Source organism: Amycolatopsis sp. CA-161197, assembly GCF_050942255.1.
Taxonomy (GTDB): Bacteria; Actinomycetota; Actinomycetes; order Mycobacteriales; family Pseudonocardiaceae; genus Amycolatopsis.
On record NZ_CP192059.1, the window covers coordinates 1,655,649 to 1,670,332 of the forward strand.

Annotated in this window: 14 protein-coding genes; 6 read left to right on the forward strand and 8 right to left on the reverse strand. The window is 68.7% G+C overall.

Going from position 1 to position 14,684, the window contains the following annotated elements:
- Nucleotides 1-15 precede the first annotated feature (15 nt).
- Genes ACQPXB_RS08150 through ACQPXB_RS08160 form a run of 3 tightly spaced genes read left to right on the forward strand, consistent with a single transcriptional unit; the run spans nucleotide 16 to nucleotide 3,157 of the window.
- Nucleotides 16-654, forward strand: coding sequence for a hypothetical protein (locus ACQPXB_RS08150; RefSeq protein WP_432850526.1), 639 nt, complete (start codon nucleotides 16-18; stop codon nucleotides 652-654).
- A complete protein-coding gene (locus ACQPXB_RS08155; protein ID WP_432850528.1) occupies nucleotides 651-2,018 on the forward strand; it encodes a Dyp-type peroxidase in 1,368 nt (455 codons plus the stop codon). Before ACQPXB_RS08150 ends, ACQPXB_RS08155 begins: the two co-directional genes overlap by 4 nt.
- Nucleotides 2,018-3,157 carry a catalase family protein gene (locus tag ACQPXB_RS08160; RefSeq protein WP_432850530.1) on the forward strand — a complete coding sequence of 380 codons (1,140 nt, stop codon included), beginning with the start codon at nucleotides 2,018-2,020 and terminating at the stop codon, nucleotides 3,155-3,157. Before ACQPXB_RS08155 ends, ACQPXB_RS08160 begins: the two co-directional genes overlap by 1 nt.
- Before the next feature lie 357 nt (nucleotides 3,158-3,514).
- Here ACQPXB_RS08160 and ACQPXB_RS08165 read toward each other — a convergent pair whose 3' ends face one another.
- Nucleotides 3,515-4,777 carry an epoxide hydrolase family protein gene (locus ACQPXB_RS08165; protein WP_432850532.1) on the reverse strand — a complete coding sequence of 421 codons (1,263 nt, stop codon included), beginning with the start codon at nucleotides 4,775-4,777 and terminating at the stop codon, nucleotides 3,515-3,517.
- A 159-nt stretch (nucleotides 4,778-4,936) separates the two neighbouring features.
- Here ACQPXB_RS08165 and ACQPXB_RS08170 point away from each other — a divergent pair, with 159 nt between their 5' ends.
- Entirely contained in the window at nucleotides 4,937-5,857 is a 921-nt protein-coding gene (locus ACQPXB_RS08170; RefSeq protein WP_432850534.1) for an alpha/beta fold hydrolase, read from the forward strand.
- Nucleotides 5,858-6,769: 912 nt separating this feature from the next.
- On the opposite strand, the gene ACQPXB_RS08175 is transcribed toward ACQPXB_RS08170, so the two are convergent.
- From ACQPXB_RS08175 to ACQPXB_RS08185, 3 genes are all read right to left on the reverse strand, one after another.
- The gene (locus ACQPXB_RS08175) at nucleotides 6,770-7,153 is read right to left on the reverse strand and encodes a hypothetical protein (RefSeq protein ID WP_432850536.1); all 384 of its coding nucleotides are present in this window, start codon (nucleotides 7,151-7,153) and stop codon (nucleotides 6,770-6,772) included.
- A 1,298-nt stretch (nucleotides 7,154-8,451) separates the two neighbouring features.
- Complete coding sequence (locus tag ACQPXB_RS08180) at nucleotides 8,452-10,014, reverse strand: metallophosphoesterase (protein WP_432850538.1); 1,563 nt, start codon at nucleotides 10,012-10,014, stop codon at nucleotides 8,452-8,454.
- Nucleotides 10,015-10,020: 6 nt separating this feature from the next.
- A complete protein-coding gene (locus ACQPXB_RS08185) occupies nucleotides 10,021-10,206 on the reverse strand; it encodes a hypothetical protein (RefSeq protein ID WP_432850540.1) in 186 nt (61 codons plus the stop codon).
- A gap of 793 nt (nucleotides 10,207-10,999) precedes the next feature.
- Between ACQPXB_RS08185 and ACQPXB_RS08190 the strand changes: the two genes are divergently transcribed.
- Together ACQPXB_RS08190 and ACQPXB_RS08195 are read left to right on the forward strand one after the other, a co-directional pair.
- The gene (locus ACQPXB_RS08190; protein ID WP_432850542.1) at nucleotides 11,000-11,920 is read left to right on the forward strand and encodes an NADP-dependent oxidoreductase; all 921 of its coding nucleotides are present in this window, start codon (nucleotides 11,000-11,002) and stop codon (nucleotides 11,918-11,920) included.
- Nucleotides 11,921-11,934: 14 nt separating this feature from the next.
- Nucleotides 11,935-12,417: a cupin domain-containing protein gene (locus ACQPXB_RS08195; RefSeq protein WP_432850544.1), complete on the forward strand. Its 483-nt coding sequence runs from the start codon at nucleotides 11,935-11,937 to the stop codon at nucleotides 12,415-12,417.
- Between the two features lie 603 nt (nucleotides 12,418-13,020).
- Here ACQPXB_RS08195 and ACQPXB_RS08200 read toward each other — a convergent pair.
- From ACQPXB_RS08200 to ACQPXB_RS08215, 4 genes are all read right to left on the reverse strand, one after another.
- On the reverse strand, nucleotides 13,021-13,545 hold the full coding sequence (locus ACQPXB_RS08200; RefSeq protein WP_432850546.1) for a hypothetical protein: 525 nt from the start codon (nucleotides 13,543-13,545) through the stop codon (nucleotides 13,021-13,023).
- A 259-nt stretch (nucleotides 13,546-13,804) separates the two neighbouring features.
- Nucleotides 13,805-14,065 carry a hypothetical protein gene (locus ACQPXB_RS08205; RefSeq protein ID WP_432850548.1) on the reverse strand — a complete coding sequence of 87 codons (261 nt, stop codon included), beginning with the start codon at nucleotides 14,063-14,065 and terminating at the stop codon, nucleotides 13,805-13,807.
- Nucleotides 14,058-14,267, reverse strand: a complete 210-nt coding sequence (locus ACQPXB_RS08210; RefSeq protein WP_432850550.1) for a hypothetical protein — start codon at nucleotides 14,265-14,267, stop codon at nucleotides 14,058-14,060. The genes ACQPXB_RS08205 and ACQPXB_RS08210 overlap by 8 nt, the downstream gene beginning before the upstream one ends.
- A 221-nt stretch (nucleotides 14,268-14,488) precedes the next feature.
- On the reverse strand, nucleotides 14,489-14,671 hold the full coding sequence (locus ACQPXB_RS08215) for a hypothetical protein (protein WP_432850552.1): 183 nt from the start codon (nucleotides 14,669-14,671) through the stop codon (nucleotides 14,489-14,491).
- Nucleotides 14,672-14,684 lie beyond the last annotated feature (13 nt).

Genomic DNA, 14,684 nt, shown 5'->3' on the forward strand with positions numbered 1-14,684 from the left:
AACGGAGGAGGAGACATGGCAGCGTCAACGCAGACACCGACCAGCGCGGATCAGGAACAGACCGTCAAGCAGAAGATCCAGAAGCTGCGCGAACTCTATGCCGACGCGTCGGAGGTGGGCGGATCGGCACTGGAAAGGGGACTCCCCGCACTCACCCGGGAATTGGCAGCGGCGACGGTGGCGCAAAGCGCCGGCCGGGTCGGCGCCCGGCAGGGCGGGGTCTCGGAGCTCACCGTGATCCTTCCGTTCGCGGAAGGCGGGGCGAAACGACTTCGCGGGCTGTTGGAGCTGCTGCAAGGCAATTTCCAGGGCGCCGACATGGTCGGCACCGTCCACGACATGCGCTTCGTGTTCTTGGACAACGATACGAAGCTGCTGTTCGCCACCGCCTACGATGGCGAATGGGACGCCTACATCGACGACTTCGTGTCGAAGATTCCCGACGCCCTGGATTTGTTGTTCTGCAACATCGAGGGCTGGCCGGGGATTCGCAGCGCGTCGGTGAAAGACTGGCTCGCCGAGCACCAGCTCTCGGCCCAGGCCTGGTACGTCGCCAATCCGGATCTGACGGTGGCGGACACGCGTCGGTTGAAGCGCGTCGGCGCGGCCGTCGACGAGTTCCTCGACAAGGTCGGCGACCAGGACCCGGGATGACCGTCACCGACCGCACCGGCGGCGACCTTCCCCGCGGACGGGTCACGGTCGAGCTCGACGACATCCAAGCGACGGTGCTGCGCTATCGACCGGAGCCCTACTACGGCACGCATGTGATGCTCCACGTCGACGACGCGCGCGCCGGCCGGGAGTTGCTGCGCGAACTGGCTCCGCGGATCGACTCCGCGGCCGACTGGTGGCACGCCCGCGAACCCTGGATCGCTGCCGCGCTCACCTACTCCGGGCTGGCGGCGCTCGGCGTGCCGGAGGACTCGTTGCAGAGCTTCCCGGAAGCGTTCCGGGTGGGGATGGCCGCCCGCGCGCACGAGCTTCACGACTACGGCGCGAACGACCCGCAGCACTGGGACCGGGAGTTCGGAACCGGGGCCATCCACGTCGCCGTCAGCGTGTTCAGCGATTCGGAGGAGAAGTGGCGCCGCACGATGGACACGGCGCGGCGCCACTACGAGGGACGGCCCGGTCTGAGGGTGCTGACGGCCCAGGACTTCGGCGCCCAACCGGGAGACCTGAACCCGCTCGGGTACCGGGACTCGATCGGTCAACCCGCCATCGAGGGCAGCGGCATCGAGCCGCTGCCCGGGCAAGGGATGGCGATCAAGGCCGGCGAGTTCATCCTCGGCTACCCGGGGGAGGCCGGCGTGCCGCTTCCGGCCCCACGCCCGGAGGTGCTCGGCCGCAACGGCACCTACGTCGGGCTGCGCAAATACCAGTCCCGGGTCGGGGCGTTCAACCGCTTCCTGCACGCGAACGCCCAGACCCACGACGAACGGGAGCTGCTCGCGGCGAAGCTGGTCGGGCGCTGGCGCAGCGGCGCGCCATTGACCCTCGCCCCGGATCGGGACGACCCGGCGCTCGGGGCGGACCCGCTGCGGAACAACGATTTCACCTACGCCGCCGACCAACACGGCCGGCAGGTGCCGCGCGGCTCGCACATGCGGCGGATGAACCCGCGCGACACCAAGATGAGTGTGCTGGTCGACGTGAACATCCACCGCATCATCCGGCGCAGCACCACCTTCGGCGCGCCCTACGATCCGGACGCGCTGTCGCAGCAGGATGACGAGACACCCCGCGGCCTCTACTTCGTCTTTCTCAGCGCGAAGGCGATGGCCACGATGGAGTTCCTGCAGCAGGAATGGATCAACAACGGCAACTTCATGAGCCTCGGCGACGAACGCGATCCCAACGTCGGCCTGCAGCAGGACGGCGCGATCTTCACGATCCCCCACGCGCCGGTGCGGCGGCGGATCCACGGCCTCGAGACCTTCAACGTGCTGCGGGGTGGCGAGTACTTCTTCCTTCCCTCCCTCACCGCGTTGCGGTGGCTCGGAGAGGAGCACTGATGGCCAGCGAATTCGTCCGCTACTCGGCTGAGATCGAGACCTTCGACCCGAAGCTGAGCGAGTACCTGACCCGGATCATCGATTTCTGGGAGACGAAGGTTCGCGCGTCGCCGCACACGGAAGGTAGCGGACAGGCCGTCCGCGGCGCACACGCGAAAACACTTGGCGTCGTGAGGGCAACAGTCGAGATCCTGGCCGATGCGCCGGCGCCCTACGCGCAGGGCATCTACGCGAAGCCCGGCCGCCACGACGCGCTGATCAGATTCTCCAGTGCCTCGAACCACCTGGGTCCCGACGCGCTCCTCGGCCCCGTCCTGGGTTTCGCGATCAAGATCTTCGATGTCGAGGGAACAAAGCTCATCGACGACGAGCCGGACGCGACCACGTTCGACCTCGTGCTGAAGAACAACCCGACCTTCATCGCCAACACGGCGAAGAACTACCTGTTCATCGAGGACATCGGCGATCGCGCCGCCGACTACCTCGCGCGCGGACGAGCCGGGTTCCACCAACTCCTCACGGACCTCGTCACCGGCAAGGGCACGCTCGAACAGGAGGACTGGGCCTGGGAGGAGCTGTTCGCGTTCGTGAAAGCGGCCACCCAGACGCCCGTGCGCAACCCGCTGCTCAGCACGTACTGGACGATGGCCGCGGTCCGTCACGGCGACCACGTCGCCAAGGTTAGGGTCGCTCCGGCCGCAGACAACACAGAGAAAGCGATCCACCACCGGCTCGACCTCGACAATGCACCGGACGTATTCGGTCCGGCCCTCGCCGACGAACTGCGGGCAGCCGCCTTCGACTTCGACCTTCAAGTGCAGCTGAGCACGGACCTCAGCGCGATGCCGGTTAACGACGCCACCGTGGAATGGCCCGAGCAGCTTTCTCCCTTCGTCGCCGTCGGACGGGTGCACCTTCCCCGCCAGGACGTCTCGGCACCGGAGACCATCAAGAAGGGTGACGCCCTCGCGTTCAACCAGTGGCGCGTCACGACCGAGCACCGCCCGCTGGGCGAGATCATGGACGTGCGCCGCATCTACACCGCGTCCGCGAACGCCCGCCGGGCACTGAACCACCAGCCGCAGCGCGAGCCCACCAGCGCAGACGAAGTAGTTCCGCCGCCGGCGATGGGACGGTGACCACTCGTGCGGTGCTCGGCGGGGGGGGGGGGGGAACAAGCCCAGTGCCTCCGGCCGGCTCGTAACCGCTGTCGGGCCACTCGAGGTAGAGCGCGCGGGCCACCTCGTCAAGGCACATCAACCCGGCCATGCACCACTCCCGGGCGCCACGCTCCCGAAGCCGGGGTAGCAGGTGCGGGTCAGGCGATTCGTGGCGCGCACGCCTCCACCACGTCCAGCGCCATGCCTGGGCCGCGCCGGCTCCTCCCGGAATGCGTCCCGCACAACCTCAACCTGACGCCCCGCCTGCGAAAGAGGTGCCAGGACCGGCAGGTTTCCTTCCTCAGGACATTCAGTTGCCTGTGGTGGGCCCGCGGATCAGCGACTCGGAGCCCGCAGCGGCTGGAAGGCGGCCCGCAGCTCGGCCGCGAACAGCTCGGGTTCTTCCCACGCGGCACAGTGACCGCCCCGCGCCGCCGCATGGAAGTAGTCGAGAGTGGAATACGCCTGCTCGGCCCAGCTGCGCGGTGTCCGCCAGATCTCACCGGGGAAAGTGGTGAACCCGACCGGGACGCCGACGTCGGGTGGCGGCGCCGGGTTCTGCGCGGCTGGCGCGTCGGCTCCGTAGGCCTCCCAGTACGACCGGGCGGCCGAGGCTCCGGTGCCGGTCAGCCAGTACGTCGTGATGTTGTCCAGGACGCGGTCGGGGGTCAGGTTGTCGGAGGGCTGCCCGTCAAGGAAGGCCCGGGCGATCTTGTAGTAGGCGTCGGTGTCGTGGTCGAGCATCCAGGCGGCGAGGGCCGCGGGCGAGTCCAGGAGCGCGTAGCCGATCGTCTGCGGCCGGGTGGACTGCTCGACGAAGTAGCCGTTGCCACTGGTCTGGAAGGTCGTGATCGCTGCCTGCGCCGCGCGTTCCTGCTCGGTTCCCGAAGGCAGGGCGGCGGGGTCGTTGAGCGCGGGCACGAGCAGGTTGGTGTGGATGCCCACCAGTCCCTCGGGTGCCTGGCGGCCCATCGCGTCGGTGACGCCGGCGCCAACGTCGCCGCCCTGCGCCACGAAGCGGGTGTAGCCGAGGCGGCGCATCAACTCCGCCCAGGCGCGCGCGGTGCGGCCGAGGTCCCAGCCGACCTCGGCCGGCTGGGCGGAGAAGCCGTAGCCGGGCAGGGACGGCAGTACCACGTGGAATGCGTCCTGGGCGAAGCCGCCGTAGGTGGTCGGGTCGGTGAGCGGACCGATCGAGTCGAGCAGCTCCATCACCGAGCCCGGCCAGCCGTGCGTCATGATCAGCGGCAGCGCGTCCTCATGCCGCGACAGCACGTGTACAAAGTGGATCTCCACGCCGTCGATCTCGGTGACGAACTGCGGCAGCGCGTTCAGCCGCGCCTCGACCCGGCCGACGTCGTACCCGCTCGCCCAGTACCTGCAGACTGCCTGCAACACGGCCAGCTGGACGCCCTGCGTACGGTCCTCGACGAGCTCCCTGCTCGGCCATCGGGTCGCGGCAAGGCGCCGCCCCAGATCATCGAGTGCCTCGCGCGGTACGGCCACGGAGAACGAACGGATGGCATCGGTTCGCTGCTCAGCAGTCGTTGCCACAATAGACCTCCCGAAGCGCACGTAGACGACCCGCCAGACTGACATGCGTTGGCAGAACACGGATCACCTCTCGGGGATGATGCCGTGCACGATCGGGCGCAGGACCATTTCCGCCTCAAGGCCGAACTCCCCCGGCTGCAGCCCTTTACCGTGATGCCGGTGGTCGATGAGCAGTTCCCAGGACGGCTGCAAAGTGAGGCGACAATGAGCACGAGCGGAACAACGCCCCAGCAGGCGTCATGGCTCTGCGGCAGCAACCTCCGTGAGGGATACGCGGACGTCGGCGACGCCCGACTGCACTACGTGGAGGCCGGCGACGGCCCGCTGGTCGTCCTGCTGCACGGCTTCCCCGAGTTCTGGTACGGCTGGCGGCAGCAGATCGAACCGCTCGCAGCCGCGGGATTCCGCGTCGTCGCCCCCGACATGCGCGGCTACAACCTGTCCACGCGGCCGAAAGCGATCCAGGCCTACGACACCGACCACCTGACCGCCGACCTCGCCGGGCTCATCGCAGAACGCGGCGCCGAGAAAGCATCCCTGGTCGGGCATGATTGGGGCGGCACCGTCGCTTGGGCGACGGCGATGGGCCACCCCGAGGTCGTGGACCGGGTGGCGATCCTCAACGCGGCGCACCCACGCAAGCTGTCACAGGGACTGCACCACCCCAGCCAACTGCGGAAATCCTGGTACTTCTTCCTCTTCGACCTCCCGGACCTGCCCGAGTCGATCGTGCACGCCAACAACTGGCACTTCTTCCGCCACTTCCTGCAAGACGCCGACCCGGCCTACACACCCGAGGAGATCGACCGCTACATCGAGGCATGGTCGCAGCCGGGCGCGGCGACCGGAATGATCAACTACTACCGATCCTCAGTGCGGACTCCGCCGAAGAAAGCCGAAGCGGCGATCCGTCCGATCACCGCTCCCACCCTGGTCATCTGGGGCGACAAGGATCGCTACCTCGGCCACGACCTCGCCGAGCCCGAGCACGACGACGTCCCGGGCCTCGACCGCGTGGAACACCTGCCCGACGCCTCGCACTGGGTGCACCACGACGCTGCCAAGCACGTCACCCGGCTGCTCACCGACTTCTTCGCCCCCGCTCGGCGCGCGAAGAACCGCTGAAGGGGCAATCCGATGGTGCGCAACGGGCCCGGCCGGTGCGCAGCGCTCCCCACAGTGCGCACCGGCCGGGTTCCCACTTCCGCGTGTCGGGCCCAGTGGCCATCCCGATCGCGCAGTTCGCCACGCCAAGCCTGACACAGGCCCGGTCGCGGCCCTCCCTGCCGGGCACCAACCACCTCACCCGGCAGGCCGATGCCACCCTGAAGACGAGGGCATACGCTAGCGATCCGGTCCCGCACCACTGAGGGGTCAAGCGCGGCGTGCTCGCGCGCGAGCCAGTTCTCCAGATGCGCGAAGTGAGTGTTCAGTTGCTCGGACGCGGCCACGTCCGCTGTGTGGTCCTGCACCTTCGCGTCCAACTCAATAGCACGAGCGCTCACCGGGTCGCGAAGAGTGCCATTGCACCCCGCTCACCTGAACACGAGAGGAACAAGGCGGGCTCATCGCGCGCCGCCGTCGCCGCGCGGACGTCGCGCGAACGCTGTGACCTGCCAAGCTTCGCGACTCGACGTGAAAAATGGAACGCCGCGGGAAACACGAGAGCGGAGCCCCCGGCGGGCTCGAGGGGGAGGGTCGCCCGCCGGAGACGCGGGAACCGTAGCAACCGACCCGCGCGCCGGCGGGTGCCGGGGCCACCGTTCGGTGGAGCCACTCCTCGGCGGTGCTCGCCGCTTTGAGGTCGAGCGAGCAGGAGCACTGTGAGGCCTCTCGCCGGTACGCCGCGGCGAGCGCTGGTCCGGCCAGCGCCGCCGCATCGCCGCGGCACCCAGTAGCGCCGGGAGGGGTTCGGCCTCGACGTCGCGGCGCCACGCGTCCAGCAGCCGCGTCAGCCTGTCACCAGGTCGCAGCCGGCCGCGTACCTGTTACCGCGACGGGCTCACGCGCGTCGTGGAAGCCCGACGCGTACTTCTCCTAGTCGGCGAATTTCTTCTGGTACCACTCCCGCGCGGCCTGCCTGCTCATCCCCAGCGCTGCGCCGATCTCCGACCAGCTGGCCCCGGCCTCCCGCGCGTCGCGCATCAGGGCCCCGCGGTGACCAGTGACCAGCTCGATCAGCCGCCGCGACGCCGCCGGCGCCTGCACCGGCGTGACCTTCGCGGTGCCGGCCAGTTCCCGCTCCCCCAGCCTGCGCCCGGGATTGTCCGGCTCGGCCCCGGCCACGAGGACCGCGTGCGCCCGCCGGTGGAAGTACGTCTCGCGCAGCACCATCAGCTCCCGCTCGTCCCCCTTCTGCACGATCGCGTCCACGTCGTGTCCAGCGGTCAGGTGCCCGGCCGCCGTCCGCTCGATGTCCATCCGTCAAGCCTGACGCTCACACGCTTGGCCACAAAATTGGACTCCACCGCCACCTTCAAAGACCACCGCGACGACCGGGAAGGGCGAGGCGCGCGCGGCGATCGCCCCGCTCCCCGCGCAGCGGTGGGAGGGACAGCGGGCCCAGTACAGCGCCCTGGTGGGCGTCTCGCCCTCGGCGGGCGAGGCGCTGGAGAGCAGCTGCACGCCGCGCTCGGCGAGCTGGAACCGCTGCTCGCCTCCGGTGACGGGCCGGTCCGGATGACCGACAAAGGCGGGAATCGTCGTCTCCCAAGCTCTCGGCGATGGCCGTGCCCGACGCCGTTGAGCGGCTGCACCTGCAGCTGGTGGACCTGCTGCCACGGCCGCAGCTGACCGAGCTGCTCATCGAGGCCGACCGACGGGCCGCGTGGTCGGCGCGGTCGAAGGGAGAGACACCGAGTCCGACGAGACCGGCCGCCCATTACCGGTGGTGGTCGCGTACTGGACGTCCACCGCCGTTCACGCGGGGTGGACGTCTGGGTCGGCTTGGCGGGATTGGTGGAAATCTCCAGGGCGGCTCGAGGACGCTGTGTGAGTACCTTTCGGTTCAGCTGCGGAAAAACTTGTAGGCGATTGGTAGACCATTGAGCAGGCCGCCCGTCACCCCGGCGAGCCCGTCAATGCTAACGTCAGCTCGGCTGGATCCTGCCAGTTTTGAGCCCAACCCGGCCGAGGCTCCCCCAACCAACCCCACCGACAACTGCAGCTCCGGCGGCACCCGAGTCCCGCCGCAACTGGGCACGACGCCGTCACAAGAGCTGCACCAAGAACTCCCCCTGCGAATCCGAGAACTGTCGACACTTGTGATGAAAGAGTTGATCCGCCGGTGGGGTCGGTGTTGTTGATGGGGTCGTTGTTGGCGTAGGCGTAGTGGTTGGCTTCTTGGCCGGTGGGCGGGGGTGAGGAAGCGGCCCCAGCCGGGGAAGTACCAGCGGTAGCCGAGCAGGGGTCGGTGAGCGGGCCGATCGTATCGAGCAGCTCCATGACGGAGCCGGGCGCTTGAACACCTGCCCTGCGTTGCGCGACGCGGACAAGATCATGGGAAGCGCCACGCTGCCGTTCTGGTAGCGCGATCAGTCCGGTCGAGTCGGTCGTACAGGTGCGCGGCCAGCCGGATCCGCCGGCCCCGGACGTCCGCGAGGGCGATCGAGAAATCTTTCGTTGATGATCGGGAAGAGCTGAGCCCTTACCCGGCCGAAGCGGTCGAGATCGCGGACGTACGAGCGGAGCCGACTGCAGCATATATCCCGCAGGACGCATCAGCCGCGCGTGCGGGCCCCGGCGCGTTCGGGCCGGCGGAGGCCGGAAAGATCGACCTTCTTGACGATGTTGCGGTCCACCACGTTGTTCCCCAGCGCGAACTGCCCCCAGCTGCCTGCGAGCTCCTGGCGGCTGCGTTCGCTCCACTCGCGGGCCAGGTCGCTGCGCGACTTGTGGAAGTTCAGCGCGAACCCCTCGCTGTGCAGCCGGAGGATCGAGAAGCCACCCGGGTACTCCTTGGCCGCGGCGACCTCCTGCAGGGTCACCCGCGGGGCGGTCGGGCTGATCGTGTGGTGGTTGCGGTGGGTGTGTCCCGCGTGGTGGAGGAAAACGCCCGGAGTCTTCGCGTAGGTCTCCAGGATTGACGCTGCCTGGGCGGTGTCCAGCGAGCTGCTCGACTTGATCGGCTTCGACGACTCCTGGACGACGAGCGGGTGGTGACCGAACACGAGGGTCGGCTGCTCCTTGTGCTCGGCCAGGTCCTTCATGAACCAGGCGTACTGCTCCGCCGCCAGCGCACCCGCGTCGCCTCCGCCACCGGCCTTGTCGTACGTGTCGAGTCCAATCACGTGCAGACCGGACAGATCGGTCGAGTAGTAGGCGACCTCGTCGTCGGGGAAGTAGCGGTCCTGGAAGCAGTCGTTGCCCTGCCAGCGACCGACCCGGCAGTTCGCGTAGGGATCACCGACGTGCGCCCGATCGTGGTTACCGCGCGTAAGGAAGTAGTCCTCGCGGTACGTGCCGAACCGGTCCAGCAACTGACCGGCTCGGCTGAGGTCGCCGGGTACGGCCTCAGCGGAGATGTCGCCCGCAGCCAGGAGGTAGGTCGGGTCGAAGCTTCGGACGTCGCGTACCAGGGATTCGAGCATGACCTCGGGATATGGCGGCTCGCCCGGGACCTGGACGATCGGGATGACCGACGGGTCCCCGCCGACGAGCCCCGCCTGCGTCTCGCCCATGTGCAGGTCGTTGCACAGCACCACGGAGAAGAGGTAGCGCCCCGGCGGCGGCTGCGGCGTGGTGAACGAGAAAGGGCCGCCCGCAGTGCCGAGGCCGTAGTCGCTGGTGCCGACGGCGTTGCCGGCGATGAGCGTGAACACCATGGGAGCGGCCAGCTTCCCGCGGGAGCGCGCCTGGTAGTAGTACGTCTGACCCGGCTCCAGGTCAGTCAGCTCGACGTGGTGGTAGGGGGTCAGTGGACCACTCTGGCCGGCGACGCGGTTGAGCCGGCGGGGGTTGGTGCCGTACCAGACCTCACCGTCGGCGGGCAGCGGCATCATCCTGCCCGTGCCGTCGTTCGTGCCGGCCTCGCCGGTGTACCAGGTCACCACGGCCCGGTCTTCCGTCAGTGTCACCAGTTCCAGGTTGACTGGCACGACTTCACCGGTCCCGGTAGCGCCGGTGGACGCGGAGCTTCGAGCGGGATCGACCACACTTGCCAGCGGTATGGCTGCAGCCGCGATCGCGCTCCAGCGAAGAATGTCTCGACGGGTCACATCACAACCAGGCACGCACAGCCTCCGGAATGTCTCCCCGGACCGAGTCGCCGGGGTCGACAACATCGCACCTCACGAGGCCGTGGCCTGAAAAGAACCACCGACGTGAACAGCTTGTGTCGAGGCCGGATCGCCGACACGAACACGGTCGCTGTCAACAGCCAGACGGCGCACGACGACCGCCGCGAAGTTCCCGGCGACCCCATACCAGGCACCGGCCGCGGCAGCTTCGTCGCCGACCACGGCGCCCTTCAGCATCCGGTCCGGCCAAGTCCTCGGCATCGTTGGGACGGAGTTGGAGTTCACGCCGACGTTATCGCCATGGCAAGGCATTCACCGCAGTCACAGCATCTGGTTGACCACGTAGGTGGGCGCAGCGGCGGAACAACTTGGGGTTGCTCAGGCCTGTCATCTCCTCGCGTAGCGGGGGTCTGCCTGGACCAGGACGGCCTTGAGCTGGTTGATCGCCTGGGGGCGGGACTTCACCGCGAATGCTCTTGCCAGCTTGAATATTCGCAGCATCTCGACGTGTCCGTCACCGGACTTCGCGGTCGCGGTGGCGCGCCCGGACAACACAGCTCGTGCTGCGGCCTCGGCATCGAGAGTGTCGGTCTGCCGCGTCGGTGTCGTTCTGGAAGCAGCCCGCGCACAGAACGGTTGACCGACTGCGTCGCCGTCATCGGCGAGGCACCGCCCAGCCCCGACGCGTTGAAAACATACACCGGACCGCGCCTCCGCCGCACCGCCGCGCCAGGTCGATGTGGTCGGTGCGGGTAGATGTCCGGACCACATCGATTTCGTCGATGTCGGCGGCGAGCTCGCCCTCGGGTTCAGTCGGCATGGCCGCGTATAGTCCGTCGACACGGTGCAGATCCCAGGCGGTCTGATCACCGCGTCCCACAGGGTCATCGACCCGGACAAACTTCAATACGTCTGAGCTGCCACGCCCGACTGGCTCCCTCGTCTCCATCATGAGAACGCACAACGTGGCGACGAGGGAACGCTCGCAAGCAGGTGCGCTCGCTCGATCCCCCTCCCAGCAAGGGCTCTCATGCATGCCATCACTGTTCGAGATCAAGCCGCCGGTATCGCGGGGCTGTCCCTGACGGACCTGCCCGACCCGCACGCGGTGCAGAACGACGTCGTCGTGCGGGTGCACGCCGCGGGTTTCACCCGCGGGGAACTCGACTGGTCGGCCACGTGGACCGATCGCGCGGGCCGGGACAGGACGCCGAGCGTGCCCGGCCACGAATTGTCGGGTGTCGTCGTCGAACTGGGATTCGGCACCACCGGCCTGAGCGTCGGCCAGCGGGTGTTCGGCATGGCCGACTGGTTCCGCAACGGCTCGCTCGCCGAGTACACCGCGGTGGAGGCCCGCAACCTCGCACCGCTGCCGGCGGATGTCGACCACACTGTGGCCGCCGCGCTGCCGATCTCCGGTCTGACCGCCTGGCAGGGCCTGTTCGACCACGGCCGGCTGGTCACCGGCCAGACCGTCCTGGTCCACGGCGCTGCGGGCGGCGTCGGGTCGATCGCCGTGCAGCTCGCCCGCGAAGTCGGCGCCCGGGTTATCGGTACCGGCCGGGCCTCCGACCGGGACCAAACGCTCGCGCTCGGCGTTGACACTTTCCTCGACCTCCAAGCCGAGAAGCTGGAGGACGCCGGCCCCGTCGACATCGTGTTCGACGTGATCGGCGGAGACATCCTCGACCGCTCGGCCGCCCTGGTGCGCGCCGGTGGCACGCTCGTCACCATCGCCATGCCGCCCACCGTCCAGCCCGCGGGCGGGCGGGCCGTTTTCTTCGTCGTCGAACCCGATCGTGCCCGGCTCGCCGACCTCGCCATGCGGCTGAGGGACGGACGACTCAAGCCGATCGTCGGCGCCGTACGGCCCCTCGCCGAAGCACCCGCCGCGCTCGCCCCCGGCAAGCGCACCTCCGGCAAGACGATCTTCCGCGTCGATGAAAGCTGAACAGGAGAACTCTCATGATCGGAATGCGGATCGCCGGTGGCATTCTGGCCGTCGCCACGCTGGCCGGGGCCACAGCCTGCGCCGCGTCGGACCAGCCCGCCCCCGCCCAGACCCCGACGGCCGCCACCGCTCCGATGCCCGCCACGGCATCGCAGCCACCCACCGAAACCCTGACCCCGCTGCTCCAACAGGCCCTTCCGAATGTGCAAGGCAAGACCCTCACCTCAGTGATCGTCACCCTGCCGCCCGGCGCACGCGCGGCACCGCACCGGCACGGCGACGCTTTCGTCTACGCCTACGTCCTCGACGGCACCGTGCGCAGCCAGCTCGAAGGCCAACCCGTCTCCACATACCGCCAGGGCCAGAACTGGATCGAGCAGCCCGGTGCTCACCACGTCCTCACCGAAAACACCAGCTCGACGGAACGGGCCAGGCTCCTGGTCGTCTTCGTCGCAGACCCCGGAGCCCAGCTCAAGATCGACGACCCCCACAAGTAGCCGGAACCGCTACGGCGGGCAAGGCCGGGAAAATCCCACAGGCCTGCAAGGCCAGAACCCTTCGCGCCCCTCGACGTCGGCGCCGCCCCCTCCCAGTACCGGTGCAAATTCATCCACCGGGCTGACGGCATGGCTTTTGACATCGCCGCGACGACCTGCGGCCGTCCCTTACGTTGGCTGGCTCCGTGAAGATCTGGGGCCTGAAATTGAGCGGCGAAGCTAACCAGCTTCGACCGTTTTCCGAAGACAGCACACCACAGTGACGAACCTGGGCATGCCAGCGGTCAAAGGCGTTCCGTCTCAGTCCGGAGAAGCACGCCGCCCTCCCCCGGCTCGGACTTCCGGCACCGGAAACACTTCGTCGTCTGCTCGTCCTCGGCCACCGGTGCTCCTGTCCGCGTCTGCGTCGTCGCCTCAACCGTAGGCCGCCCTACCGGGCGCCACGGTGCTCGACATGCCCCGCGCGGTGTGGCCTGCACGGCAGCCGCGCTGCTCGACGAAGTCCTCACGCGGCGCTTCACGCGGGGCGACCGTCGCAGGCCTGCAGCAGGGAGCCGCAGGCCTGCGACGCTGACGGGAGCAGTGGTGCCCTGCGGTGCGGGCTCAGCCGATGCCGGTGACCTGCAGGGCGGTGGTCCAGTTGTTCTTGATCGCCGTGCGGGCGGCGGACAGGGTGACGGTGCCCGCGCAGACGGCGTTCTTCAGCTTGGTTTCGGTGCCGTCCTTGGTGTGGGCGGTCTGGGTGCCGGAGTAGGGCTCGGGCCAGAGGTTGCCCGGGTCCTTGGGCGAGCCGCCAAGCTCGAGCGGGATCATGTGGTCTTCCTCGTAGTCGGCGAGGTTGGTGTCGCTGTAGCCGTAGTCGGCGATGCCCTGGACCTTGAGCGCGTTGGTGTAGGACGTGGACGGGCGCACGGTGGCGGTCCAGCCGGACACGCAGATGGTGCTGTGGATGGTGGACTGGGTGACCGCCGAGTAGTAGACGCCCGGGGTGCAGCCGGGGTCGGGCAGCGGCAGGTACGAGCGCGAACAGGTCGCGGCCTCGGCCACACCACCGGTGATGATGATGCCGCCGCCGACGAGCGCGACAGCCGCCCAGACCGCGGTGACCGAACGAACGAGGACACGCATGCGAAGCCTCCGAAAAAGCCGTCCCCGGGCCGGGTCGCCGGGGGCGTTGACATCGCACCCCACCATCGGGGATCCGGAAAAGAACCACCCGCGTGAACGCCGCGTGGCAGCACCGGGACACCGACCCAAACTCCGCCGCTGTCAACAGCCGGACGGTCCACAACGACCGGCGTAAACCGCCCAGCGCGCGCAAACCGGGCTCGGGCTGTCCATTGACTACGACGATGCCAGCGCGGAGACCCAGCACCCCAAACCGAAGTCAGGACCCTCCCGCTCCGCCGGTGCCGCGCCGCACGAGCTGTGCCCCGGCACTGGCGCCGAAGCCGGCGAGGGTACCGATGAGCGCGAAACTCCACGGGTCGGATCCGCCGAAGGCGAAGATGATGCCGACGCTGACGAGGTAGGCCGCCACAGCGGCCGCCAGGTACCGCAGCAGCACCCGCGGCTTGACCTTGCGCCGTGGCCGCGTCGGTGAGCCGTCACTGGTCGAGAATTCGCGGGGCGGCTCGCGCTCAGGCATCAGCAACCAGCAACCGGCAGGTGAGCCATTCTGCGGACGACCGCCTGTGCGCGGGCAGGTCCGCGGCGTCGTCGAGGTCGTGGGCCTCGAGGGCGGTGTATTCGGCGAGCACGAGGTCGAGAATCAGGGTTCGCGGGTCGGTGTACAGGCGCGCCGGCGGCTCGGAGGCCGGCAGCGGGCGCAGGGTGAAGGACGGCTCCATACCCTCGACGCTGCCAGGTCGACCAGCCCAAGGGCAGGCCGTTTCGCGAACTGTGGATAACTCCCCGGTGGGCAGCCCCTGACGTAAACCTCTCGGTGCACGCAAACCGGACCGCGCCCAGCGCGATGCGCGGCTTTGCCTGATCGTCGTGTCCGCGCCGCCGCGCGGGTGACGGCAGGGCCATCGAGTTCGGCGACGCAGTTTCCCGCGTCGCGTCTCAATCAGGAACCTGCCGCGTTGCGGCGGTGTCGTCGCGCGTGCCACGCCTGCCATGTACCGCTGCCGAGGGTGACGGCCATGCCGACGAACCCATGGATCCAGGGGTCGGAAGCCTGCACGGCGAACAGGACCCCGACCGTCAGGAAGTAGGCCAGCACGGCCGTCCCCAAGTACACCAGCAGCATCCGCGGCGCGCTT

What these genes read in the sequence shown, in the direction of transcription:
- ACQPXB_RS08150 (WP_432850526.1), top strand. Translation starts at nt 16, where the DNA reads ATGGCAGCGTCAACGCAGACACCGACCAGCGCGGATCAGGAACAGACC.
- ACQPXB_RS08155 (WP_432850528.1), top strand. Translation starts at nt 651, where the DNA reads ATGACCGTCACCGACCGCACCGGCGGCGACCTTCCCCGCGGACGGGTC.
- ACQPXB_RS08160 (WP_432850530.1), top strand. Translation starts at nt 2,018, where the DNA reads ATGGCCAGCGAATTCGTCCGCTACTCGGCTGAGATCGAGACCTTCGAC.
- ACQPXB_RS08165 (WP_432850532.1), bottom strand. Translation starts at nt 4,777, where the DNA reads ATGTCAGTCTGGCGGGTCGTCTACGTGCGCTTCGGGAGGTCTATTGTG.
- ACQPXB_RS08170 (WP_432850534.1), top strand. Translation starts at nt 4,937, where the DNA reads ATGAGCACGAGCGGAACAACGCCCCAGCAGGCGTCATGGCTCTGCGGC.
- ACQPXB_RS08175 (WP_432850536.1), bottom strand. Translation starts at nt 7,153, where the DNA reads ATGGACATCGAGCGGACGGCGGCCGGGCACCTGACCGCTGGACACGAC.
- ACQPXB_RS08180 (WP_432850538.1), bottom strand. Translation starts at nt 10,014, where the DNA reads ATGTTGTCGACCCCGGCGACTCGGTCCGGGGAGACATTCCGGAGGCTG.
- ACQPXB_RS08185 (WP_432850540.1), bottom strand. Translation starts at nt 10,206, where the DNA reads ATGCTGAAGGGCGCCGTGGTCGGCGACGAAGCTGCCGCGGCCGGTGCC.
- ACQPXB_RS08190 (WP_432850542.1), top strand. Translation starts at nt 11,000, where the DNA reads ATGCATGCCATCACTGTTCGAGATCAAGCCGCCGGTATCGCGGGGCTG.
- ACQPXB_RS08195 (WP_432850544.1), top strand. Translation starts at nt 11,935, where the DNA reads ATGATCGGAATGCGGATCGCCGGTGGCATTCTGGCCGTCGCCACGCTG.
- ACQPXB_RS08200 (WP_432850546.1), bottom strand. Translation starts at nt 13,545, where the DNA reads ATGCGTGTCCTCGTTCGTTCGGTCACCGCGGTCTGGGCGGCTGTCGCG.
- ACQPXB_RS08205 (WP_432850548.1), bottom strand. Translation starts at nt 14,065, where the DNA reads ATGCCTGAGCGCGAGCCGCCCCGCGAATTCTCGACCAGTGACGGCTCA.
- ACQPXB_RS08210 (WP_432850550.1), bottom strand. Translation starts at nt 14,267, where the DNA reads ATGGAGCCGTCCTTCACCCTGCGCCCGCTGCCGGCCTCCGAGCCGCCG.
- ACQPXB_RS08215 (WP_432850552.1), bottom strand. Translation starts at nt 14,671, where the DNA reads ATGCTGCTGGTGTACTTGGGGACGGCCGTGCTGGCCTACTTCCTGACG.